Annotated in this window: 20 protein-coding genes; 16 read left to right on the top strand and 4 right to left on the bottom strand. The window is 60.2% G+C overall.

All coding sequences use genetic code 11. The annotated features are described in order from the left end of the window. Positions 1 to 3 precede the first annotated feature (3 nt). Positions 4 to 1,740: a DUF262 domain-containing protein gene (locus BT122_RS00580; RefSeq protein WP_072354154.1), complete on the bottom strand. Its 1,737-nt coding sequence runs from the start codon at positions 1,738 to 1,740 to the stop codon at positions 4 to 6. Positions 1,741 to 2,036: 296 nt separating this feature from the next. On the opposite strand from BT122_RS00580, the gene BT122_RS00575 reads away from it, so the two are divergent. The 8 genes from BT122_RS00575 to BT122_RS00540 all read left to right on the top strand — a co-directional run bounded on the left by BT122_RS00575 (position 2,037) and on the right by BT122_RS00540 (position 15,990). Further along, entirely contained in the window at positions 2,037 to 2,240 is a 204-nt protein-coding gene (locus tag BT122_RS00575) for a hypothetical protein (protein WP_072354153.1), read from the top strand. A gap of 7 nt (positions 2,241 to 2,247) precedes the next feature. Next, complete coding sequence (locus tag BT122_RS00570; RefSeq protein ID WP_072354152.1) at positions 2,248 to 2,838, top strand: DUF1819 family protein; 591 nt, start codon at positions 2,248 to 2,250, stop codon at positions 2,836 to 2,838. Beyond that, positions 2,838 to 3,440: a DUF1788 domain-containing protein gene (locus BT122_RS00565; RefSeq protein ID WP_072354151.1), complete on the top strand. Its 603-nt coding sequence runs from the start codon at positions 2,838 to 2,840 to the stop codon at positions 3,438 to 3,440. The genes BT122_RS00570 and BT122_RS00565 overlap by 1 nt, the downstream gene beginning before the upstream one ends. Positions 3,441 to 3,451: 11 nt before the next feature. Next, positions 3,452 to 7,051 carry a BREX system P-loop protein BrxC gene (gene brxC / locus BT122_RS00560; RefSeq protein ID WP_072354150.1) on the top strand — a complete coding sequence of 1,200 codons (3,600 nt, stop codon included), beginning with the start codon at positions 3,452 to 3,454 and terminating at the stop codon, positions 7,049 to 7,051. Between the two features lie 7 nt (positions 7,052 to 7,058). Continuing rightward, complete coding sequence (gene pglZ, locus BT122_RS00555; protein ID WP_072354149.1) at positions 7,059 to 9,632, top strand: BREX-1 system phosphatase PglZ type A; 2,574 nt, start codon at positions 7,059 to 7,061, stop codon at positions 9,630 to 9,632. Between the two features lie 18 nt (positions 9,633 to 9,650). Beyond that, positions 9,651 to 13,073: a BREX-1 system adenine-specific DNA-methyltransferase PglX gene (gene pglX / locus BT122_RS00550; protein ID WP_072354148.1), complete on the top strand. Its 3,423-nt coding sequence runs from the start codon at positions 9,651 to 9,653 to the stop codon at positions 13,071 to 13,073. A gap of 32 nt (positions 13,074 to 13,105) precedes the next feature. After that, the gene (brxL, locus tag BT122_RS00545; protein WP_072354147.1) at positions 13,106 to 15,235 is read left to right on the top strand and encodes a BREX system Lon protease-like protein BrxL; all 2,130 of its coding nucleotides are present in this window, start codon (positions 13,106 to 13,108) and stop codon (positions 15,233 to 15,235) included. A 125-nt stretch (positions 15,236 to 15,360) separates the two neighbouring features. Then, the gene (locus tag BT122_RS00540) at positions 15,361 to 15,990 is read left to right on the top strand and encodes a DUF8617 domain-containing protein (protein WP_072354146.1); all 630 of its coding nucleotides are present in this window, start codon (positions 15,361 to 15,363) and stop codon (positions 15,988 to 15,990) included. Between the two features lie 303 nt (positions 15,991 to 16,293). Here the strand turns inward: BT122_RS00540 and BT122_RS10925 are convergent, their stop codons facing one another. Beyond that, positions 16,294 to 16,467, bottom strand: a complete 174-nt coding sequence (locus tag BT122_RS10925) for a hypothetical protein (RefSeq protein ID WP_177242171.1) — start codon at positions 16,465 to 16,467, stop codon at positions 16,294 to 16,296. Between the two features lie 103 nt (positions 16,468 to 16,570). On the opposite strand from BT122_RS10925, the gene BT122_RS00530 reads away from it, so the two are divergent. Both BT122_RS00530 and BT122_RS11055 read left to right on the top strand, forming a co-directional pair. After that, positions 16,571 to 17,512, top strand: a complete 942-nt coding sequence (locus BT122_RS00530; RefSeq protein ID WP_072354144.1) for a restriction endonuclease — start codon at positions 16,571 to 16,573, stop codon at positions 17,510 to 17,512. Between the two features lie 84 nt (positions 17,513 to 17,596). Further along, entirely contained in the window at positions 17,597 to 17,911 is a 315-nt protein-coding gene (locus BT122_RS11055) for a hypothetical protein (RefSeq protein WP_143189928.1), read from the top strand. Positions 17,912 to 17,926: 15 nt separating this feature from the next. On the opposite strand, the gene BT122_RS00520 is transcribed toward BT122_RS11055, so the two are convergent. Further along, complete coding sequence (locus BT122_RS00520) at positions 17,927 to 18,148, bottom strand: hypothetical protein (RefSeq protein ID WP_072354142.1); 222 nt, start codon at positions 18,146 to 18,148, stop codon at positions 17,927 to 17,929. Here BT122_RS00520 and BT122_RS10920 point away from each other — a divergent pair. Continuing rightward, positions 18,147 to 18,293: a hypothetical protein gene (locus tag BT122_RS10920; protein WP_177242170.1), complete on the top strand. Its 147-nt coding sequence runs from the start codon at positions 18,147 to 18,149 to the stop codon at positions 18,291 to 18,293. The two genes, BT122_RS00520 and BT122_RS10920, sit on opposite strands and share 2 nt — an antisense overlap. 243 nt (positions 18,294 to 18,536) lie before the next feature. On the opposite strand, the gene BT122_RS00515 is transcribed toward BT122_RS10920, so the two are convergent. After that, complete coding sequence (locus BT122_RS00515) at positions 18,537 to 19,100, bottom strand: hypothetical protein (RefSeq protein ID WP_072354141.1); 564 nt, start codon at positions 19,098 to 19,100, stop codon at positions 18,537 to 18,539. Between the two features lie 346 nt (positions 19,101 to 19,446). Here BT122_RS00515 and BT122_RS00510 point away from each other — a divergent pair, with 346 nt between their 5' ends. The 5 genes from BT122_RS00510 (at position 19,447) to BT122_RS00485 (ending at position 23,893) form a co-directional block, all read left to right on the top strand. After that, positions 19,447 to 19,845, top strand: a complete 399-nt coding sequence (locus BT122_RS00510; RefSeq protein WP_218161944.1) for a Fic family protein — start codon at positions 19,447 to 19,449, stop codon at positions 19,843 to 19,845. A gap of 61 nt (positions 19,846 to 19,906) precedes the next feature. After that, on the top strand, positions 19,907 to 20,545 hold the full coding sequence (locus BT122_RS00505; protein WP_072354140.1) for a type IV toxin-antitoxin system AbiEi family antitoxin domain-containing protein: 639 nt from the start codon (positions 19,907 to 19,909) through the stop codon (positions 20,543 to 20,545). After that, positions 20,542 to 21,444 (top strand): nucleotidyl transferase AbiEii/AbiGii toxin family protein, encoded by a 903-nt coding sequence (locus BT122_RS00500; RefSeq protein ID WP_072354139.1) that lies wholly within the window; start codon positions 20,542 to 20,544, stop codon positions 21,442 to 21,444. Before BT122_RS00505 ends, BT122_RS00500 begins: the two co-directional genes overlap by 4 nt. An 869-nt stretch (positions 21,445 to 22,313) precedes the next feature. Next, positions 22,314 to 22,868 carry a hypothetical protein gene (locus BT122_RS00490; protein WP_072354137.1) on the top strand — a complete coding sequence of 185 codons (555 nt, stop codon included), beginning with the start codon at positions 22,314 to 22,316 and terminating at the stop codon, positions 22,866 to 22,868. Beyond that, the gene (locus BT122_RS00485) at positions 22,865 to 23,893 is read left to right on the top strand and encodes a hypothetical protein (RefSeq protein WP_072354136.1); all 1,029 of its coding nucleotides are present in this window, start codon (positions 22,865 to 22,867) and stop codon (positions 23,891 to 23,893) included. Before BT122_RS00490 ends, BT122_RS00485 begins: the two co-directional genes overlap by 4 nt. The last annotated feature ends 7 nt before the right edge of the window (positions 23,894 to 23,900 follow it).

Raw genomic sequence — 23,900 nt, 5'->3', positions numbered from 1 at the left:
AGGTTACCCGACGAGTCCGTTCTCGCCCATGAAGTCGACGAACGAGTTGATTATGGTGTTAGTGCGGTCGACTATGTCCGTCTCGGTGAAGTCTTCCTTTGACCTCACTATTCCGAGCAGCTCTGCGTTCTTCGTGCCCTCTCGCGTCCTTCCGTTTCCGTCAACAAAGCCTTCGTAGTACTTCCTCTTGTCGGAGAAACGGTAGTCGGCGGCACGGATGTTCACGCGCTTCTCCAGGAGGGCCTTGTTGCCGAGGGCCTCGAGGTTGGCGCCATCCGTCAGAGGTTCGAACTCAGCGCGCTTGCGGGCGTAGATGTGTTCCACTTCGAGAATCGTATCGTTGTCCCAGAGCTGCTGCGCCGGATCATGGTACGCCCACCAGGCAAGCATCGAGCGCGTGATTGCGCGCTGGTTGGTGAACTGGAAGGCACGGATGCGTGCGACTACGTTTTCTCTGGCAAACCGGTAGCCCGAGAAGGTTACGTTTCTGCCGTTCACGATGTTGACCATCTCGGGGAACATGGGGGTTCGCAGGGAGTTTACGCCGGGGCGCTCGATGGCGTAGTACCAGACGAAGGCTATGGTGAGATCAAGCAGCCGCACAAGGCTTTCGTCATCCAGGTTGTCATCGTTGTCGCGGCGAGCGAGGAACCAGACGCTCAGGAGGTAGTACCACATACCGTTGGGCGCAAAGCGCAGGATCGCGAAGCGCCTGTTGGTTGCGTCGGAGAAGCCCTCTCCGGTCTCGACGTGCTGCCAGAACCGGAGGAGCGACTCGAGGTCGTCTACGGTCCCGTCCTCGCGCAGAATGGAGTACTTGTCCCTGGCGTAGAACCCGCGCAGGGACTCGGTGGTCGTGTCCGTCGTGCCCCTGAGCGCCCTGCGATAGTACATGTAGCGCGTGAAGAGCTCGTCCATGGGGGTGCCGCGAAGAGGGTGGAGGAGTTCGTTGGCGCCCTCTTCCATCGCCTTCCACCGCTTGACGAAGTCGTCTTTCTTGCCTTCGCCAGAGAAATGCTTGTAGAGCTGGCTCTTAAAGATGTCGGCGTCGGAGAGTGGGAGACCACGGTCGTTCAGCGTCGAGAAGATGCGTAGTGCCGTGTCCTGCGACCCCGCCTCGATGGGGAGCAGTATCACGTGACGCATGATGCGGGAGGCGAAGGGGGTTGAGTAACCATCGTAGTTCTCGGCGAGTTCCGCAATCTTGCCCTGGAAGTATCGGAAGTTCTTCGCGTAGCTGCTTTTCCATGCGGGGTCGGCCTTGCCGTCTCGCAGGATCTGCAGGAACTCGCCCTTGTCGTTATCGGAGGCGACCTCTGACTTGATTTTGAGGCCGTCTTCCGTCATGTCGAGGTTGCCGTAGTCATCAGACTTCCATATGCACGCAGCGATGTCGTCGTGGAGACCAACCGAGTTCCTGTCCCTCATCTTCGCGAAGCGATCATAGAGTGCCCTGAGCAGGAGCATGATGGTGGTGAGCCTCTGCTGTCCGTCGATGATTTCTTGCTGTCCCTCGTCATTCTTGAACGTGACTATTGGACCGAGGAAGTAGTCGTTGCGCTTGTCGAATCGGTCACTCGCGTTGTTGGGGAATGCGAAGGCGAAAAGGTCGTCCCACAGGGTTGAGCACTCGTCTTCTCCCCAGGCGTATGGCCGTTGGTAGTCCGGGATGAGAAAGTCGGCGTCCTCGTCCTGGAGGAGTGTCCGGATGTTCTTCTGGTCGACTGTCAGCTGAGACATGGGCCCTCTCAATCTGCAGAAATTGGCAAGTTACTGCTATTCAAACATCCAACTATCGGGCTTCGTGCCGGGTACGTCTAGCCCCGGCTCGCGAACGTGCGCTGCGGGCAGTCGGGGGCTGATTGGAGAACAACCTTGTTCTTCGCTCTCGAAGACTGTGGAGGATTGCAACAGAAGGACAGCTCTTGATTTCACAGGGCCAAACAGCAACGTTTGCCGGGATAAGCGGGACGCATCATAATCGTTTGGTATGATGCATTCGTTTGTATTGCACATCGAACTAACGGAGGCACCCCGTGAAGTACTCCGAGCTTGTCGAGGGCGAGACCACCAAAACCGAGAGACAGGAGTTTCTCACCGGCGGGGAGATGACGGCCATAACCATCCGCATCCCCAAGAACCTCAAGGACGCCGCTGCCGAGCGTGCCTCGCTCAAGGGCATCAGCTTCAGTGCCTACGCTCGCATGTGCATGATTGACAATCTGGTTTACGAGGAATAGGGGCCCGATGTCAAAGGAATATAGCCTATCCATGAGCGGGTCATCGGCGAGGATGCAGGAGAGCCTGCTCGCCGCGCGCGAGTACCTGGAGCTCGGAGACTGGCAAGCGACGAGGGCCAAGTTGGTAGACGAGAACCTGTTCCAGCTCAATGCAGTGAGCTCGCGGAAGCGCGTGGTTGCGGAGATAGTCAAGCGCCTCAGGACGCTCACATACGGCGAGGTGGAGTTCTTCGTCTCGTCCTACGGCGACGATCGCTGCGCGATGCTCTGGGTTGCCATATGCCGTACCTACCAGTTCGTGCGCGACCTCTCGGAGGAGGTTATCGCCGAGCGCTTCGGCCGGACGATCCCGGACTTCACGCAGGAGAGCTATGACGTGTTCTTCGACGAGCAGGCCGAGATCCACCCCGAGCTCGAGAGGATGACGGAGGGCGGTCGCAAGAAGATGCGCAACACGATTCTGCGGATGCTGGTGGAGTGCCGTCTCGTCGACGAAGATCGCAAGATTACCCCGCTGTACCCCACCTCGGCGTTCAGGGGCGCGCTCGATTCCGGACACCAGGAGGACTTGCGGATATTCCCGGGGGGTGCCCAGTGATGCCGAAGGAATTCGAGCACATCAACGACGCACGCGGCTTCATCGTGGACAAGCTGTCCGACGATGCCCTGCTCGGGCGCAATGGCTACATGATGCGGCAGGCGCTCTACATCATCGACTACGACCCGCGTCAGCAGCCCTACGCCGCCGACCTCATACGCGCCATCTGCAGCGACGACCTCCCGAACCGCGGCGTGACCCCTATCGAGATCAACCTATACGACATCGTGCTCCAGTATCTCGACGACCAGGACATCTGGGACGCTCTCGTGGAAGCGGAACCCGAGACGCCTCGCGAGGACCTCATCACGATGCTCCAGGACACGGTGGGGGTCAAGGACGTCGTGGCGCCGGCGGTGAACGGCGCGATAGCGGAGAACCCCGACGCGGACATCGCGTTCATCACGGGGGTCGGCGAGACATATCCCTACATAAGGACGCATACGCTCCTCGAGGAGATCTCGTCGCCCATACCTGTCGTGGTCGTGTTCCCGGGTCGCTTCGAGCGCAGGAGCGACGGCTCGACCGCGCTCAACATACTCGGCCTCGACCAGGGCTCGACCGGCGGCTACTACCGCGCGACCCGCGTCTTCGACCTGTAAGGAGGACAGCAATGCTTCTGACGGAGACGTTCGACAAGGACATATACCGCCCAATCGACCCCGTGGTGAAGGCGAACGAGACGCAGCACCTCGCCAACGAGCTCGACGAGTTCGTGGTGACAAACGAGGTGAAGGAGCACCTGCTTCGATTCTTCGACGAGTACAACGACCAGGACGCCGTGGGCAACGGCGCGTGGATATCCGGGTTCTTCGGCTCGGGAAAGTCGCACCTCCTCAAGATCCTCGCCGTCGCGCTCGAGGACAGGGAGGTCGCCGGCAAGAGGGCCATGGACTACCTCATCCCCAAGGTCGAGGACACGCCCGCACTCGCGGCTGGCATGGAGCAGGCCCGCAGGAAGCACCCATCGGAGAGCGTGCTCTTCAACATCGACAGCTTCGCGCCGAACGCGGGGCGCGCAGACGCCGGTGCGCTGCTCGCGGCCTTCATAAAGGCCTTCAATCACCACTGCGGCTATTTCGACGGCGACCAGCAGCACATCGCGAAGCTCGAGTACGACCTCGACCACGAGGGGAGGCTCGGCGCATTCCGCGAGGCCGTCGAGAGGCGCGCCGGCAAACCATGGGAGCAGGTGCGTAAGTCGGCGCTCCTGTACAAGCGCCAGATTTCGGCGGCGTTCGACGAGGCGCTTGGCAATCCCGAGGGAACGACGCTCGACGCCGTGGGCTACTACAAGGACACATACCAGCCGGACATCCGCTCGTTCGCGCAGCGCGTGGCCGACTACATCGAGTCGAAGGGGCAGCCGGGGTTCCGCCTCAACTTCTTCGTGGACGAGGTCGGCCAGTTCATAGCCCAGAACACGAACCTCATGGTCAACCTGCAGACGATCGCCGAGGAGCTCGACTCGACGTGCGGTGGCAACTCCTGGATCGTCGTGACGTCCCAGGAGAACATGGAGGACATAGTCGGCCAGATGAAGGCCGTCTCGGCCAACGACTTCAGCAAGATCCAGGCACGCTTCCACGTGAAGATGACCCTCACGTCATCCGACGCAAAGGAGGTCATAAGGGACAGGCTCCTCGCCAAGAGGGACGAGGACGAGCCGGTCTTCGAGGGGATGTACGAGAGGTACCACGAGGACTTCGGGGTCCTGTTCGACTTCGCCGACGGGGCCAAGCAGTACAAGTGCTACCAGGACTCCGACGAGTTCACGGGCATCTACCCCTTCGTCCCGTACCAGTTCGAGGTCTTCATGAGCGCCATGCGCGGGCTCTCGGACTACAACTGCTTCACGGGAAGGCACAACTCGACCGGTGCCCGCTCCATGCTCGGGGTCTTCCAGATGGTGGCCGAGCACCTCTGCGACAAGGGGGCCTGCACGGAGGAGGGGACGCTTGCGGCGTTCGACATGATGTTCGAGGGCCTGCGCAACGACCTGAAGAGCGAGGTTTACGCCGCGATAACGACGGCCGAGGACCAGCTCGACGACCCCTATGCCGTGCGGCTGCTCAAGGCCCTGCTGCTCGTGAAGTACGTCGATGACTTCCGCGCCACGCCGGCGAACCTGCGGGTCCTGCTGTACGGCGCCTTCAGCGAGAGCACGGCCGACCTCAACGCGAAGATCGCCTCCGCGCTGGAGGAGCTGGAGCGCCAGGTCTACGTCCGCAGGAACGGCAACGTCTACGAGTACCTCACCAACGACGAGAAGGAGGTCGAGCAGGAAATCGCGAACACGGTCGTGCCCCCGGCTGAGCAGCGCGAGCTTATCACGCAGCTCTTTCGCGACGTGTGCGGCGCCGGCAAGGTGACGTACAAGCACGGGGGCTTCGACCACGTGTACTCGTACAACCTCAAGGTGGACGGTGAGGCCCAGGGGCGCCAGACGAGCGACCTGACGCTCGACATCGTCACCTCCTACGAGCCGGAGGGCCTGATCGCCGACATGGTCCCGACCGCGCCGAAGACGCTCTCGGTCGCGCTGAGGGACGCGAAGGAGTTCCTGCTCGGCGTGAGGAACTTCAAGCAGACGGAGCGCTACGCGAACGCCAAGAGCGGGTCAAGCGACGTGAGGCAGGCGATAATCGTCGACAAGCAGGTCGCCAACGGCAAGCTCTACAACAGGCTGCGCGACGAGATGCGCGACCTGCTCACCGGTGCCCGCTTCAACGCGGGGGGCGTGGACGTCACAGACAAGGTCTCCGGCTCGGGGAAGGACGCCGTTGAGTCCGCCCTCACGGAGCTCGTCCGCCGCTCCTACACGGGCCTGCAGCAGATCACGGCCAAGTACACCGACAACGACGTCTACTCGCAGTGCATCAGCAAGCAGGAACAGCTCGCCGGCGGCCTGGAAGAGTACTGCGAGACCGTCCTCGCCCGCACGCGGCTGGTGCCGGGGACGGTGACGGTCGGCGGCGACGGCACGGGCAGCCTCATCGCATGGTTCACGAAGAACGAGTACGGATGGCCCGAGGTCGCCGTCCGGTCCGCCGTGGCCAAGCTCTACGCGGCGAACAAGATCGAGGTGCGCAAGGCCGGTTCGGTTCTCGAGGGTCTGGTCCTCGCGGATGCGCTCAAGCGCAAGCGCGACCTCGACAAGCTCACCGTCTCGGTCATCGAGGAGGTATCCCCCGAGGACATGGCGAGGCTGCAGAAGGCGTTCCGCGACTTCACGGGGACCAACCCCAAAGAGCTGGACCCCAAGGCGATCGCAGCCGAGCTCGCCAGGGACGCGGAGAGCTTTGCGAAGGAGATGGGCAGGAAGTCCATCGCAGCGAACGCCTACCCGTTCGCGGGCCAGTTCGCTGAGGAGCTGGGGCTCATCGAGAAGTGCGCCGACAACGCCGAGGACCGCTCATGGGTGGTCAACCAGTTCCCGGAGCAGGCGGAGAAGCTCTCCGAGGCGAGGAAGGACCTCTCGGCCATGGGCTCGTTCTGCGAGGGCTCGCCGATGTCGAAGCGCTGGGGGGAGCTCAAGGGCTTCGTGACCGAGGAGGTCCCGAAGCTCGGGGAGCTCGGGATTGACCAGGACGGCCCCGCGGGCATACGCGAGGTCGTGAACGACCCGAGCTGCTACAAGAGCGGCCGCATCCCGGCGGCCTACCAGGAGATGGTCGCACTCAGGAAGCAGATCGAGGAGAGGACGGGGTCGCTGAGGGACAAGGCCCTCGCGGACCTCAAGGCCTACAGGTCGTCCTACGAGCAGACATACGACCTCGAAGAGGCAAGCGATGAGGCAAGGAGCGAGTTCAACGACATCTTCGCGCGCGGTGAGGAAGCGCTGGAAGGCCTCTCGGCACCTCACCGCATCCGCGGGTTCGTGGACTTGTTCAAGGAGGAGAACGCGGCGCGCTTGGTCCAACTGGCAAAGCCCGCAGAGCCGGAACCGCCGGCCCCCGAGGAGTCCGAGGACACAGACGCGGCGGAGCCCGAGGACGAAGGTCGCGAAGGAAACGCGGCCTATCCGGCGGCGCCGGAACCCGCGCCCAAGCCAAAGCCAAAGCCAAAGCCGGCCGTCTCCGTGAGGAGGCTCAAGGCGTCGGGTTTCTTCAAGCCGGTCATCGAGACCGAGGCGGACGCGGACTCCTACCTCGAGGCGCTCAAGGGCTCGATCATGGGCGCCCTCGAAGAGGGCAAGACGGTCACGGTTTAGGAGCGTCATGGACGAGACAGTCGATATCCAAAACGTAGCGCGCAGGCTCGAGGCAGCCTTCGCCGGCCAGGCAAGGCTGGTGTTCTGGGAGGACGAGGGGAGCGAGTACGCCGGGGCCCTGGACGGAATAGAGCTAGACGGAGCGACCGTCGTAGACGCCACACATCACGAGCTCGCGACCAAGCGCCAGATCCTGAGGAGCGAGCCGGGCGAGAGGTTCGTCATCTACCGCTCGGGAGGCGCGCCCAATCCGGCGGACGACCTCCTGCTCGACCTGAAGCTGGCATCGGCCCCCTTCGTTTGCTCGCTAGCAGGCTCGTGGGCCGACGAGTGCGGCATCCCGGCGACGCTCGCGGAGTCCCTGGAGGACCACGCCGCCTTCTTCAGGAGCAAGGAGCGCAGGCACGCCCTCGAAGCGTCACCCCTGCCGAAGGAGACCATCGACCAGGTGCGCTTCGCCATGTGCGCGGCGGCCCTGCGCGCCACGGACGGCAACCCGCGCGACGCCGTCCGCTCCATGGCGGCAAGGGCGATAGTCGAGTGGTCGCGCGGCGACGAGGCCGGGATGCGCGTCATCGCGGCCTCCGGGCTCTCGTCCCGGTTCTGGGCCGCGATGCGCGAGCTGTTGGGCTACGAGGCTCCGGACGGCGAGGAGCCGTCAGTGGGAGATCTGTCGTTCCGCATGCTCGAGGGGGCATGCGGCGACGTGGTGGACGACCGGCAGGCCGCAGACCCGGCCGAATCCGCAAGGGTGCTGGGAGGACTCGCCCGCGAGGGCAAGACGAGGGAGGCGTTCGACGCGGTCGTCAGGGAATACGCCGACGTCGTCGCGCAGGCCATCCCCCCGGAGTCGCGCACCCCCGAGGCCCTCGCCGACGTGGACGCCATCCCGCAGGCGGACGAGTGGATTCTGGGGTCGTTCCTCGCCGACGAACTGAGCAGCGGCCTCGATCTGCCGGACCTTGAGGGAATCTGGTCGAAGCGGCGCTACATGCTGTTCGCAGACCGGTACGGGAACCACTACAGGGCGCTGCTCGCGCTCGCGAGATTCGAGGGCGCGCTCGCCGGGTACGAGCGGACCCGCGGCGGGGCGACGGGCCTCAAGGAGCTCGTGGACTCGTATGCCAGCGCCTGGGAAGAGGCGGACAGGCGCTACCGAGAGTTCTTCCTCGCCCGCTCGCGCATGCGCGCGGGCAGGTTCAAGGATGCCCTCGCGCCAGTGGTCGCAAGGGTAGAGAAAGGCTACGACGCCTACCTCGCGGACCTGACGGAGCGCTGGCAGCGGCACCTCATGGACGAGGGTGGCTGGCCGCCGGCCTCGATGGCGTCACAGTCCGACTTCTTCCACGACAACGTCGAGCTCGCGTTCCCCAAGGACGAGCCGGGTGGGCGCGTCGGCGTGATCGTGTCGGACGCGCTCCGCTTCGAGGCGGGCCTCGACCTCGCCGGGAGGCTCGCCGCCTCGAAGGCGCGGGGCCTCGCCGGCAGGACCTCGGTCTCGTGCTCGGCGGCGCTGTGCATGCTCCCCAGCTACACCCAGCTGGGCATGGCCGCGCTGCTGCCCGACGGGCAGATGGAGATCGACCCCGCGGACGCCATGGTGAGAAAAGGAGGCAGGCCAACGCAGGGGATAGCGAACAGGCAGGCCATCGTCGCCGGCCGCGTCCCCGGGTCGGTGTGCCTCAAGGCCGAGGACGTCCTCGAGGCCGGCTCTATCGGCCTCGTGGGCACGCCCGTGGCCGTCATCTACCACAACGCCATCGACAAGACGGGCGACTCGCGCGAGACGGAGGGGCGCGTGTTCGAGGCGGTCGAGCGGGCGTGCGCGGAGGTCGAGTCGCTCGCGCAGATGCTCGTGAGGGCCGGCTGCGGCACGGTCGTCATCACGTCCGACCACGGATTCCTCTACCAGAGCGAGGACCCGGAGTCCTACGCCTACGCCGACGTAGCGGGACTTGCCGACGCGGCCGCGCGGGAGAGCGTGACCCGAACGCGTAGGTTCGTGGTCGGGCGCGGCCTGCCGAAAGACGACTCGCTCGCCGTCTACGAGGCGGCGGACCTCTCGCTCCAGGGCGACTACGAGGTCGCCATGCCGAGGGGCGTAACACGTTTGCGCTTGCAAGGATCCGGGGCGCGCTTCGTCCACGGAGGCGCCTCGGCCCAGGAGGACGTCATCCCCGTCATCACGGTCAAGGTCGCCGCCCGCGCCGCCAGCGCGAAGCCCACAGGAGTGGAGGGCTTCCCCGTCGGGCGCGCCGTCATCACCGGCTCGATGGTCTCGCTGGTCGTCTACCAGACGAAGGCCTGCGGGGGCGCGGTGACGCCCCTAACGGTCAAGGTGGGCGTGTATGCCGAGGACGGGACCCTGCTCTCCTCCAAGGAGCGCACGCTCGAGCTCGACAGCACGTCCGGCAACGTCGAGGGGCGCAAGACGCGCGTCTCCCTGAGGCTCACGGACGAGGTGGACGACTACTCGAGCGCCATGGTCCGCATCAGCGCCCGCGTCGGCTCGACGAGTAGGTTCGAGACCGCCTGGGAGAAGGAATACGCGGTCAACAGGGCCTTCGGCAGCGACTTCTAAGAAAGGGGCGGTCCCTAAATGGACACGGCAAAGATAAGGGCCCTCGCGAACAAGGCCCGGGGGGACCTCCTCGCGGAGGTCGAGGCGCGCCTGAACGCTATCCTGCCGGAGGGAAGCGACGAGAGGCTGTCGAACCCGGAGGCGATGCACCGCTTGGACGCCGCCATCGCCGAGCGCGGCCGCGAGAGGGTGAAGGAGGCCGCGGCGTACACCTGGTTCAACAGGCTATGCGCCCTGCGCTTCATGGACGCCAACGGCTACACGCCGACGCCGGCGGTCACGCCCCGTCCCGGCTCGACGCGTCCCGCCGTCCTCGCGGACGCCGAGCAGGGCATCTTCGACCCGGAGTACGGTTTCACCCAGAAGGTTCGGGACCGGGTCTCCTCGCTGCTCGCCGGCACGGCGCAGAGCGAGAACGCCATGGAGGACGCCTACGCTGTCCTGCTGGGCGCCGTGTGCGACCACTACGCCAAGCCCATGGGCTACCTCTTCTCCGAGGAGGCGGCAAGCACGCTGCTCATGCCCTCGGGGCTGCTCGCTCAGGGGTCCATCCTGCGCCGCATCGTCGACGACATGGACGAGGGCGCCTGCAGGTCGGTCGAAGTCCTCGGCTGGCTCTACCAGTTCTACATCGCCGAGCGCAAGCAGGAGGTCCAGGACGGTTTCAAGGCCAAGGACAAGGCAAAGAAGAAGGCCGGCGCCGCCGAGCTAGGCCCTGTCACGCAGCTCTTCACGCCCGAGTACATCGTGCGATTCCTCACACAGAACTCGCTTGGCCGCCTCTGGATGCTCAACAACCCCGATTCCCCGCTCGCGTCCTCCATGGAGTACTACGTCGCCCCGGAGGCCGACGAGCCTCACGCGAAGGTGGCGACCGCGAGCGAGATCAGGGTGCTCGACCCGGCGTGCGGGTCGGGACACATCTTGGTCTACGCGTACGACCTGCTGTTCGCCATGTACGAGGAGGAGGGTTGGAACCCCGAGGACATCCCGGCGATGATCCTCGAGAACAACCTGCGCGGGCTGGAGATAGACGGCCGAGCGGCGGAGATCGCCCGCTTCGCGCTCGAGATGAAGGCGCTGGAGCACGACCACAACTTCCTGGAGCGCGACATCGATGCAGACGTGCGCGTGCTCGAACCCGTGAAGCTGGAACCGCTCGAGAGCGCGGACCTGTCCAAGTCCTTCAGGGCGCGCAGCGGGCTTCTCGACGCCATGGAGCATATGGGCGAGGCGGGCAGCCTCTATGTTCCGGCGGTCGATGACGCCTCGGCCATCAGGGCCGAGATCGATGCCCTGGGGGACGACCGCGAGGACGACATGCTTAGGGACTCCCTGCGCAGGAAGCTCAACATCATGCTCGCCAACGTCGAGGCGCTGTCCGGCACGTACCACTGCGTCATCGCAAACCCGCCCTACCTCGGCTCAGGCAACATGGGGGCATGGCTATCCGACTGGGTGAAGGAGCACTACCCGGAGGAGAAGGGCGACCTGTGCACGTGCTTCATCAGCCGCGGCCTGGGCATGACCAAGAAGGCGGGCTACACCGCCGAGGTTACGATGCAGTCGTGGATGTTCCTCAGCTCCTACGAGAAGATGCGTAGGCGCATCATCGACAACTACGGCATCGTCACGATGGCGCATCTGGGGGCACATGGCTTTGATGCAATCCCAGGAGAAGTTGTACAGACGACAGCAACAGTATTCGAGCTAACTCATGATGACAGCTACGGGGCTTATATTCGGTTAGAAGAAGCTGAGAATAGTGCAGTAAAAGCTACACTTATGCTTGACGCCATTAGTGATAATCAGGCTACCATTGTCTATTATGCGCCAATAGAGAAGTTCAATCACATCCCTCAGCTTGTTTTCGCTTACTGGATTTCACCGAGAGCAATTAAAAACTTCGATTCGATGCAACGCTTGGGAGATCAGGTTGATACATCAACTGGGATGAAGACAGGTGATAATAATCTCTTCATAAGATGTTGGTGGGAAGTAACTAAAGCTGACATAGCGTTTAGATGCAAAACGCTTGACGATGCAATTGATTCTAGAAAAAAATGGTTTCCATATGATAAGGGTGGAGAATATAGGCAATGGTACGGCAATAACTCCTATATAATCAACTGGGAAAATGATGGATATGATGTAAAGCATCCTCCCAAGGGGGCTATACGGCACTATCAACTTATTCAAGATCGTTGGATGTTCAAGACACATATAACTTGGACGAAAATATCAAAAGATAAAACAGGTTTTAGACTACAACCAGCTGGCTCGCTGTTTGATATGGCAAGCGCCAGCATAATACCTGACGAACGTTATGCGGCATCTCTAGTTGCTTTCTGCAATTCAAGTATTGCAGAATATTATCTTGCTGCATTGGCTCCAACAATAAACTTTCAATCGGGAGATATAGCCAACCTCCCAGTAGAACTGACTGAAATACCTAGCCAATGTAGTGAATATGCCAATGAATGTGTCCAATTATCCAAGAGCGACTGGGATGCGTCTGACATATCTTGGGATTTCATCTCTAGCCCACTTGTGTGTGGCTCGCTTGTTTCGGAGTCCTTCGATACGTGGTCAGCTGAGTGTCGGGAGCGCTTTGATCAGCTGAAAGTCAACGAGGAGAAGCTCAACCGCATATTTGCTCGTATCTACGACATGGAAGACGAGGTGCCCATCGAGGTGCCCGACGACAAGGTGAGCGTTCGTCTCGCCGACCTCCAGCGTGACGTGAAGTCTCTCATTAGCTATGGCATCGGCTGCATCTTTGGTCGCTACTCACTCGACAAGCCTGGCCTCATCCTTGCCGACCAAGGATCCTCGGTTGAAGATTACCTGCGACAGATCCCCAATCCCAAGCTGCTCCCCGATGCAGACAACATCCTCCCCATCACCGACGGTAACGCATGGTTCGACGACGACATCGTGGACAGCTTCTATAGGTTCCTGGCCGCCGCCTACGGCGAGGACACGCTCGACGAGAACGTGTCGTTCATCGAGAATGCTCTGGGGTGTGACCTGCGCACGTACTTCGTCAAGGACTTCTACGACGACCACCTGAAGACCTACCAGAAGCGTCCGATCTACTGGCTCTTCCAGAGCCCGAAGAAGTCGTTCCAGTGCCTCGTCTACATGCATCGCTACGACGAGGGCACCGTCGGGGAGATTCTAACCAAGTACCTCCGCGCCTATGAGGAGAAGCTGCGTAGCAGGATCGAGCTCAAGTCCCAGTCAAAGCGCCCGGATGACGTGCGTGAGACCGACAGGCTGCGCACGCAGGTCGTCGAGCTCGAGACGTGGGAGCGCGACGTGATCTATCCGCTGGCGCACGAACGCGTCTCCATCGACCTCGATGACGGTGTGAAGGTCAACTACAACAAGTTTCCCCACGCCCTCGCCAAGGTGGCGAGTCTGAGTGACTGGAAGTAAAGAGGAGCTTTATTAACGCAGAGGACAAATGCATGGACGATCTAGATAGGAAGCTCAACGACAACTTCGCCGGCTACGTGGTTCGCAAGGACCTCGTGAAGCTCGTCAAGGGCAACGCGGCCGTGCCGAGCTACGTGCTCGAGTACCTGCTGGGGCAGAACTGCGCCACGGACGACGAGGAGGAGATACAGGAGGGCGTCGAGCGCGTCCGCGACATCCTGGCCGCGCACTACGTGCAGCGCGCCGAGGCTGGCGCTATCCGTTCCGACATCAAGCAGAGTGGGTTCCAGCGCATCATCGACAAGGTTTCGGTGGAGCTGGTGGAGAAGCGTGACGCCTACGAGGCGACGTTCGAGAACCTCGGCGTGAGCCACGTGCTCGTCACGGCGGACACGGTCAAGAAGAACCGCCGTCTGCTCGTGAGCGGCGTGTGGTGCATCGCCGACCTCTCGTACTCGGCCAACGAGGCCAAGGACGAGTCGCCCTACATCCTCAAGATGCTCAAGCCCATTCAGATGGCCCGCTTCGACCTCGATGACTATGTCGAGCGACGCAAGGCGTTCACCTCCTCCGAGTGGATCGACGCCCTTATCCGCTCAATTGGCCTCGATCCGGCACAGTTGGGCGAGCGGGCCAAGCTCTTCCAACTCACCCGTCTCATCCCATACTGCGAGCGCAACTACAACCTCGTGGAGCTGGGACCCAAGGGTACGGGTAAGTCGCATGTGTTCAGCGAGTTCTCCCCGCACGGGATTCTCATCTCGGGCGGCGAGGTTACGCCTGCCAAGCTATTTGTGAACAACTCCACGGGCAAGATTGGCCTTGTGGGCTATTGGGACTGCGTAGCATTCGACGAGTTCGCGGGCAAGAACAAGCGCCCCAAGCCAGACATCGTCGACATTCTTAAGAACTACATGGCCAACAAGAGCTTCTCGCGTGGCATCGAGCAAGTGACGGCCGAGGCGTCACTCGCATTCGTGGGTAACACAAGCCACGATGTGAGCTACATGATCAACCAGACTGACCTCTTTGAGGATCTGCCTGCCGTTTACCATGACTCTGCCTTTATCGACCGCATTCACGCCTATATCCCTGGCTGGGAAGTCGACATCATCCGCGGGGATATGTTCAGCTCCGACTACGGCTTCATCGTGGACTACCTGGCCGAGGCGCTGCGTTCGCTGCGTGCGCTTGACTATTCGGGGCTCTACCGCGAGCGCTTCGAGCTCTCCGACGACCTCTCCACACGCGATCGCGACGGTGTGCTCAAGACCTACTCTGGCCTCATGAAGATCATCTTTCCCGGCAAGGATGCTACCGCCGAGGAGGAGGCTCGCATACTGGAGTTTGCGATGGAGCTGCGTAAGCGGGTGAAAGATCAGCTCTACCGCATTGACGAGACCTTCGCACGCACGCATTTCCGCTTTAGGCAGAAGGGCGGAGCGTGGCGTGATGTCACGACGCTGGAGGAGGTCAACTTCCCCCGGATCTACCATTCGCGTGACAAGGTTCCGCTGGACGAGGAGGAGGGTTGCCTCGCAGCTGCTCCGGCGGCATCGACTCTGGTGCATGAGGCCTCGGCCGGGGAAGTCGAGTCGACGCCTAGTCAAGAGCCTGCCCCTGCCGAGCCTGAGCCGATGCAGACCAACGAAGCGCCAGCCTCTTCCGAGCCGTTTATCGGACATAGGGAGTATCGCGAGAACCAGCGTGGCGTGTCCTACGAGAGACTCTTTGGCCCCTACCTTGAAGGAGTGCGAAAGGTCGAGATCATCGATCCCTACATCCGCAAGTTCTACCAATGCCGCAACCTTATGGAACTGCTCGAAGTCATCCTCTCTCACTTCGACTACTCGGCTCCAGAGGTCTCGGTACATCTCACCACAGTGAGGGACGATGATTTTGCCGATTCCAAGCAGGATGATTACCTGCAGCAGGTTGCCGATGCCATGAACCCGTTGGGTCTCTCGTTCACCTATGACTACGACGAGACCCGTACGATTCACGACCGCAAGATGGTCATCAACGACACGTGGGAGATTCTACTCGGGCGTGGCTTGGACATTTGGCAGTACTTTGATGCCGGCAATGCGTTTGCAGTCGAGACCAACGTTCCCGAGGTGCGCAAGGTGAAGGAGTTTGGCATTACCTACCTTAGGAAGTAAGGCTGTCGCTCTATGTACTCGCGCTTATCCGGATTTTGCCCAGATGTAGTACTGACCCGTCCCTCTCGCCCGCGACAGTCTCTCATGGGTTCTGGTGTGGGGAAAGAGGCTGGTAGAATGCACTGTTGACACATGAGGCGAGGGAGGAAGATGCGATCTCGCACATAGGATGCCCCTGTGGCAACGACGTCCGTCAGAACGACTTCGACAACGTGCGGCTCTTCGTGGCGGACTCGCTCATGGACGAACTGGCCGATAGCCAGGCGTTTTTCGGCCTCGAGTACCGTCCCGGCGAGAAATCGGAAGTTTGGCACTGCAAGGAGTGCGACCGGCTCATCATCTTCGATGACGACCGCATCTACGTTACACGCTACATGAGAAGAGCCTTTGGGGTACGCCACTCGTTGGGCCTGATGCCCACCGTGGCGTTCTCTACCCGTGGCGTGCTCTACAGCGAGGAGCTCTTCTTTGACGAGGTTGACGAGTACCTTACGGAGAAGACCTACCGGGGTGAAGCGCCCGAGTACGAGTTCTTTGATGCCGAGTACGCCTGTAGCAACCTATTCCTCACGCCCCGCATCATGCGCAGAGAGGTATTCGACAACCCCTCGAAGTCCTTCGGGGACTGGTATCGTGCCGAGCTCTCGAAGACGTCCAACGCGCTTTTCGACCAGAATGACGTTGCGTGTGCTCGCCCTTTGAAGCAATGGCTTGTGAGCCCCGAGGACATGTCCACGCTCGCGCGCCACGATTGACGCCCAGTTGTCCCGTGTCAGCGAGCGGGGCCAATACGTAATTAGCCCCGCTGCGGTCTCTTCCATATGCAGCCACTTTTCGGCGGTCGTGTCCCGCGCGATTGAGTTGACGAATATGATGCTCACGCTAGTCTCATTGGGCAGCATGACGCCAATGGAAGTGCGAGCGCCGTTGTCAGAGCTTGTCGCGTCGCTCCGTTTGAGTACCTTACGCTGTCCTGGTCGAAGTAGTTCATGTCCAGGCACGAGTCCGGCCAAGACCAGCGGGGCGAGTCTGAATGCTTTGCCTCGCGCCAGGGAGCGCTAGGCGGGCGCAACTCCGCGATTACAGAACTCTCCGACGGCTCGCATCCAGGAGTCCCACTCCCGTACGTGCGGCTCCATGTCCTCCAGCGCCCGCGTCGAGCACCCAGCCGTCCTCAGGTACGCCTTCACGCACTTCGGCACCCAGTACTCGTCATCCTGCATTGCGGGCATATGCGACCCCCAAATGCGCTTGTATAATATTGAACGAATCATGGGATGGCGTCACAAGCGCTCTAGCCTCCCAGGCACGGTCCATATAGGAAAGAAGATCACAGTGGCAGTCCCCACATACGAGGAGATCATGCCTCCCACGCTCGCTGTCCTAAGCAATTGCGACAAGTACGTGAGCTCGAAAGAGCTCGATGCGGAGACGATAGAGGTCTTTGGCCTCACTGCAGAAGAGCGGGCTGAGCGTACCCCCTCGGGAAACTCAAACCTGTACAAGAACAACGCCAATTGGGCGAGACAGTACCTCAAGCATGCCGGTCTCATCGATTTCGGTTACCAGCATGGGGGAAAGAGGGGCACGTACAGAGCTACGGACGCAGGACGCGTATTCCAGGCCGAGCATCCCGAAGGCTTTGGTGTGGACGATCTTCTCGTCTTCCCTACTTTTGCCGAGTATTACGGGGGAAAGCACGGTAGTGACGACAAGCAGTCTAAGCCCAAGTCCACCGAAGAGAGCGAGCAGCTGACACCACCGGAGATTATGGAGAAGGCGGCGAAGGAGATACGTGACGCCCTCGCGGAGGAACTCCTTCAGGTCGTTGCGTCTATGGACGATTACGACTTCGAGTTCCTGGTGGCCAAGCTGCTCGTGGCCATGGGCTACGGGCAGTCGCTGGACGAGCCTACCACAGTCACGCCAAAGAGCAACGACGGGGGTATAGACGGCATCGTCAAGGAGGACCGCCTGGGCTTTGACAACGTTTACTTCCAGGCCAAGCGATGGGACAAGGACACAACGGTCACCAAGCCCGAGGTGCAGAAGTTCTCCGGAGCGCTCAACGGACAGCATGCGAACAAGGGACTCTTCATCACCACGGCCCGATTCAGCGAGGGTGCCCGCAAGTATGTGGAGACGGTCTCTGGCCAGCGCATCGTTCTCGTTGACGGCGTGACCCTCGCGCATCTCATGATTGACTACAACGTTGGCGTGACGGAGGAGAAGACCTACGTAATAAAGTCCGTCGACACGGACTTCTTCGAAGGCTAGGCGAGGCTTATGCGCCAGAGCTGGCTCCATTATAAGACGGCCCGGTCGAAGTGTCCCGCATGCGGGAGACCGGTGCATGTCGGCATGAGCCTGCGTGGGAGGGGCTTCTGGTGGCTCCACGACGACCCTGCCGACTGGCAGAAATGTGTCTCTGCCCAGCTCGATGTGGATGGATGTGCCCCGCTCCACATCGATGACGGGGCAGCGCTCGAGATTATCAAAGGGCATCATCCGAGCGGTCCGAACAACGAGAAGCGCGTCAGATGCGTCGAGGCGGGCAAAGAGTTCTCGAGCATTAAAAGGGCTGCGGATTTGGTGGGCGTCAAACCCCCTACACTGAGCCAGGCATTGAAGAGGGGATGCATGGCAGGCGGCCATCATTGGGAGTACGCTGAGTAAACGTACGAGAAGAACCTATGCCCCACGTAGTACGTCGTCCATCATGGCGAAGCGCACCGCGTCGATGCTGTGGTCGTTCCCGTCCGGTATCTCGTACACCCACGACCCGTCGCGGTCGCGCTCGAACTCCTTGAGACGAAACTCCTTATACGCAAGCGGGCTCCGCACGGGGTCAATCGCGATCTCTCGCAGCCCCAGCTCGCGACGCCACACGGATACCATCGACGAGCGAATCATGCAGATCCTGGCGAACAAGCGGCGGATATTCGATGCCTTCGCCGACAGGTCAGTTGCAGCCGAGCAAGTCGACCAGGTCTTCAGTCGGGAGACCATGGACCAAATCGTGCGCGATGAGCTCAGGAAGTACGCCGGCGCGCGGTAGGAGGCACGCTCTGGCTGTAGGACACCTGTGCCGTATGCTCTGACAACGAGTGGCGGGGGCAACGTCAATTGCGGCTATTGATGGGCTAGAACTCATGCAGGCGGCTCCAGCTCCCTGCTCGCTCCGTTTTACTCCGTTCTACTCCGTTTTACTCCGTTATTCGCAGGTCAAAGCACTTGAGGGAGTCTCTTCCGATACCCCTTTTTGGGGAGTTGACCCCCAGCTGCTTTGCCATACTCCGTTCTACTCCGTTTTTTGACTGTCTATTGGAAATGAGGCAACGCCCAGAGGTCTGATTGTTAACAGATCTCCATTCTCTATCGAGAGGGCAGCCTGTTCATGCTCTACATTTCTGTCTGAGAGCCCGTTCTCCCAAGTTGATTGGGACCAAAGCTGGGCAAACCCTATCCTATACACGCCCGGAAGATCATCGGAGAAGTCGGATGGCTCGACCATGTCGAGAAACGCTTTGAAGCCGCGCAGTTTAATTGCTTCATTTAGGTTCTCGGCTTGTTCATACTCCTCTGAAAAATAAGCGAGTGCCGAAAAGCTAGGACCATCGTAGTCGTGGGGCTTTGGCATTCCAAACTCGTCGAGCTCTTGATAATTGAGATCTTCGCCCTGTCTATCCTTTCCCAAGGCGCAGAGGTCTATCCCAGGCTGTGCATCTGTTAAATCCGCTAGCGAGAGGTTCACTTTAGACCCCTCTACCTCGAAGGCGCTTCCCAGCTTTCCCGATTCGATATAGTTCCTACATGCTTCCGCGAGCATGTTATCGGCGTTGATGTCTAGGACGTACTTTCTCATCAGTCGCTCCTTAATATGGGCTAGGAAGAAGCCATCCCAATGTTAATAGGGGAGGCTGGCAAACCCTAGCAACGTATGCCTTATGCTTTGCTCAGCGCACCGGTTGGGTGCCATGAGCGGCGAAACCGCTGTTGAGGTCTACATTTCCGTGACATGTGGTTGCCGCTCGCGGCGTCAGCTTTTCAAGGGCTATTGATTGCGGTAGGGCCTCTCAACAGATTCATTGCTAGTTGCGTGCAGCAGTTCGCGAGGTTGCTGGATTCGGTAGCTCTGACAGTATCATTTACACTCGAAGTCCTGCATTCCAGCAGTTGCAGCTGCCGGGCTCTTGCCGGACGCCCTTCTCGTGCTCTATCTTGAGTCTGCTATCAGGTCAATCGAGGCTATGCCGCAAGGAAACTTTGACCAGATTGTCGAGAAGTACGTCGAGATGAACATTGCCCATCCCTTCCGCGAGGGCAACGGGCGCTCGGGGCGCATTTGGCTTGATCACATGTTCCGCTGCGAGCTTTGCCGCACGGTCGACTGGAGTCGCATTGGGCGCGAAGACTACCTGCTCGCAATGGAGCGCAGTCCCGTGCGCGACCTCGAGATTAAGGCGCTTCTCGGGCAGGCGCTCTCAGACGACCTGCACAGCGTCGCGCTTCTCGCCCGCAGCGTCGACGCCTCGTACGCCTACGAGGGCTATGACGCCTACCGAGCCGAGGAACTGGGCTCCAACGGGGCCTCGGGCGCCGTGCGGTGAGGTTGGGGTTCTCGTATCCCATTCATGCTTGTATTGTTGCAAATATCGCTACAATACAAGCATGAAGACTGTCGAAGCCATAAGAATTCTCAATGATATCTCCTTTTCTCAGAAGGGGTTATTCACTGCTGCTCAGGCAAAGGCAGTGGGCGTGGAGCGTTATACCGTATCGAGGCTCGAGAAACTTGGTAATGTCGAGAGGCTTGCCAAGGGTGTTTATCGAATGGGTGGTGCTCCAAGCCAGCGTGAGGAAGACGTATTTGCCGCATGGTTGTCGCTGGTACCTTCTAGGCAACCCGGTGCGCCTTTTTCTGACGCCGATCCGGTTGCGATGGGTGTAACTGCCGCTTGGCTATATCGCATTGGAGAGATTGGCCCCATGCCCTACGAGTTCTGCACAAGCGTCAGGCGACAGACCCAAAGACATGGCTTGATATTGAGGAAACGAGACCTAAGGCAAACAGACACCTCGCTGGTCGCTGGAATCCCCGCAACAACTCCAGCTCGAACGGTGATTGACTTGATTGACTACGGCGAGGACCTAAGCCTCGTGTCCAACGTACTTTGCGATGCACTTGAACTGGGGCTTATTTCAGACGAGAACCACCTTAGGGAAGAGATTGACCGCAGGGGTATGAAGATGGGCATAGCAAAAGATCCCAGCCTGTACGAGATGATGAGGGGAGGCAGGAGAATATGAGCTACGCGAACGAGGGCCAGCTCGACAGAGCGTTGAAGAAAGCTCTAAGGGTTGCTTGCATCGACCCAGGAACGGGGTATCGACAAGCATTGCGCGATCGCTTTCTCTGCAGAGTCTTCAGCGACCCTGAATCGCGATTTGTTCTCAAGGGAGGCAGCGGCTTGCTTGCGCGCATTTCCGATGCTCGAGCGACGAGGGATATCGACTTTGCTACCCTGAAATGCGAGTCCCCTGAGTCAGCGGTTGCCGCTTTAAACTCGCTTGTGACTAAGGATATGGGTGATTTTCTCACCTTTGAGCTCACCAAGTGCGAGGAATGCCAAGATGAGAATGGATATTCTCGTCTGCTTAAGTTGCGTTATGCAACTTATTTGGGTCATGAGGAGAAAGACCCTATCCTTATCGACCTTGCGCTTGATTGCGGAACTACTCTGCCTCCAGAGCGCATTGAACCCGCAAGCAGGGTTTTCATAGAAGGTCTCGCGACCAGCGATTACCTCGTTTATCCGCTTCCCGACCAGCTGGCGGATAAATTGTGCGCCATCATGGAACTACAACCCGGTGGCTGGCAATCCTCTAGGATGAAGGACCTGGTTGACGTTGTTTTCTATGCAACGAATGAACCCTTTTTGTTGGGGCAACTCTCCTATTCAATTCAGTGCGAGTGCGCGAGACGCGGAATGGCCGTTCCAATAGAATTTGCTGCTCCGAAGGCATGGGAGTCGAGATTTTCCGTCTTTGCCAAGAACAGTGGTGTGGCCGTTGACTATGCCTCTTTTCCGGCGGCCTGTTGTCTTGCGTCGAAATTTTATAACCCCGCTCTTTTGGGCGAGAAGCAAGACGTCGAAGCAACCTGGAATCCCGAGAGGCTTTGCTGGGAAGCGGGTTCCGATACATAGTCCCCTGCTAAACGGAAGGGTTATCTGCGAAGCCTTGAGAATGAGTTCATTCTCGCCATCTGAATCTTTGGACGTGAATCACAGCGAGTGGAGCTACCTATCTTTCGGCTTAGTTACGGTGCCGCTATGCATCCATTCGAGTCCTTCTCGCTCGTGGCTCCTCCTATAGAGATAATTCGGTGATTCGTGCGCAGACTTGGTTCGCGGAGAATAGCTCCTTCTCTTAAACGGGCCCTGCGTTTTCCCAGTTGGCGGGGAGCCGAGTTAAGAAAAGGAGCTAAACTCCGCGACGATGACGGTGCCAAGGGGCCGGCTTGGGCACCTGACGCCCTAATTAATGTCGCGTGGGCGAGAAATAATACAACCAGTTGGGTTCTTCGTCATCTAGCGGTGAGGAGGGCGCGGGGTATGGGCTGCTTGCTCGAGTGGTGTTGCAGAGACTGCGGTGCCGGTGAGAGCTTCCTTTGCGGTGGGGGCTTCTCGGTCTTCAATCCACCTGACGTGGTGGAGCAGGTTAAGCGCGGTGACTTTGGGCAAGCGATGAAAGTCCTGCTTGGAAAGGGCATCCCCGATGGGTGGACGGTGCTGCGAGAGAATACTTACTACGAGTGCCCTTACTGCGGAGAGGTGATTTTGGGCACTTCACTGAAGGTTGACAATGGCGGCAATGGGTGGTTGGATTATCATGCCGTCCCTGAGGAGTGCCCATCGTGCGGAGAATCGTTGCGGGCCGGAGAGTGCATGCCTCCCATGAGCGAGGAGGAACTTTCGGCACGATGCGAAGGGTTTGCCTCCACCGGCTGTCCCAAGTGCGGTGGCAAGAACGTCTCTTGTATCACGGGTAGCTGGGATTGAGGAGGGCGGTCGGCATGGCGGAGAATGACGCGCGCGATGGCGAGACTTGGTACCAGTTTGGCTTCCCCGAGCCCGAGCGCGAGGAGCACCTGGCGTCGCAGGCTGAGAGACCTACGGAGGTCGGTCCGGCTAACAGGCGGGCGCTGCTCGAGGGGTTCGACTTTCTCGCGTTGGTCTCCCACTCGTTTTTCCGTATGGGCGAGCGCCCGGTCGTCGTGATCTGGAGGCGGAACGGGGCCGTGGACGTGGTTGTCCGAAACGCCGATTGCGCGGTTGACCAGCGTAGGACCCTTGAGGGCGCGGCTGCCGAGAAGCTCTTGTCCGCGGTGCTGGCAACCCATGCGGACACCTGGGCGGAGCCGTTTGTGCCCGAGGAGCCCGTGCTTGATGGCAATAGCTGGAGCATGACGGTCTATGCGGAAGCAGGTACTTCGAGTGCTGTGGGAGCAACGCCGTGCCGCGCGAGGTGGTCGAGCTCCTGCGCGCTGTTGCGGATGCGGGGCTGCCGCTTGCGTGGGATGGGGAAGAGATCGCGTTTGCGTGCTAACGGGAAGGGCGACCACGAATGACGAGTTCATGTGGCAATACAAGCAGGGGCATTGAGGTCGTTGCGTCGGATGTGCAGGTGGTTCGCGGGTCTGCTGCATGGTGCGCCACCATGCAGGTCTGCTGGGACAACATGATGGAAACGCTTTGCGACGGCGGTCCGCTGAACCCGCTTGGAGGTACAAGCGAGCTGGTCAGGGCACTCAATGCCAGCAGGCTTGGGAGGGGTGCGCTGCCCAAAGATCACTTCTATGCCTATTCCGGGCCAAAGAACAATCGGGCGAGAAGAGAGATAGAAACCGAGGTCAGGCGCCGCTTTGGCCAATCGAGTGAGGTTCTCGACCAGCTTGACTGGTCGGAGCCTTCTCCGGGCATGACCTCGCTCCTCTTCTATTGCATGCTGTACCGCAAGTTCTCGTTTCTTGTGCCGTTTGGAGTCTGCGAAGAGGAGTCTTGGGGAGACGGAGACACATGTGTCACCTTCTTTGAGGCGTACGACCCGGACCAACGCCTTAGCCGCAAGATGAGGCAGCAGGTGAAACCCCTTTACTACAAGGACAGGCAGCATCACGCGGTGAGTCTACAGACCAAGGAGGGTGACAGCGTCGTGCTTGTTCGTTCGCCGCAGGGAGGGTCCTTCTCGGAGATGTGGGCAAACACGCTTGAACAGGCAAAACGCGCCGGCAGCACCCAGACTCGTCCCCTCGATGACCATGATTCCTTCATGTGCCCCAATCTCTCTTTGAAGCTGTCGAAGGAGTTTCGCGAGCTTGAGGGGCTGGAGTTTCTCGATGTCAAAGAGCGGGAGTGCATCATTGACCAGGTGCTCCAGACCATTGCGCTGAGTCTCGACAATGAAGGTGGCGAGGTCAAAAGCGAGGCCGCGATTTCGGCTTGCGGCGGTGCCCTGCCGGACTTCTCGCACATCAGGAACTTTGACTACGACGGAAGGTTCGCGCTCTTTCTGGCGGGCGGAGAGGCACGTGCGAACTCGCATCCGTACCTCGCGCTTCTCGTCGATGACATTCGGCTGTTCCAGCAGCGCTAGGAATTCC

It is taken from the genome of Olsenella sp. kh2p3 (assembly GCA_900119625.1).
Classification (GTDB): Bacteria; Actinomycetota; Coriobacteriia; order Coriobacteriales; family Atopobiaceae; genus Tractidigestivibacter.
This window is presented reverse-complemented; position numbering and strand designations above follow the sequence as displayed.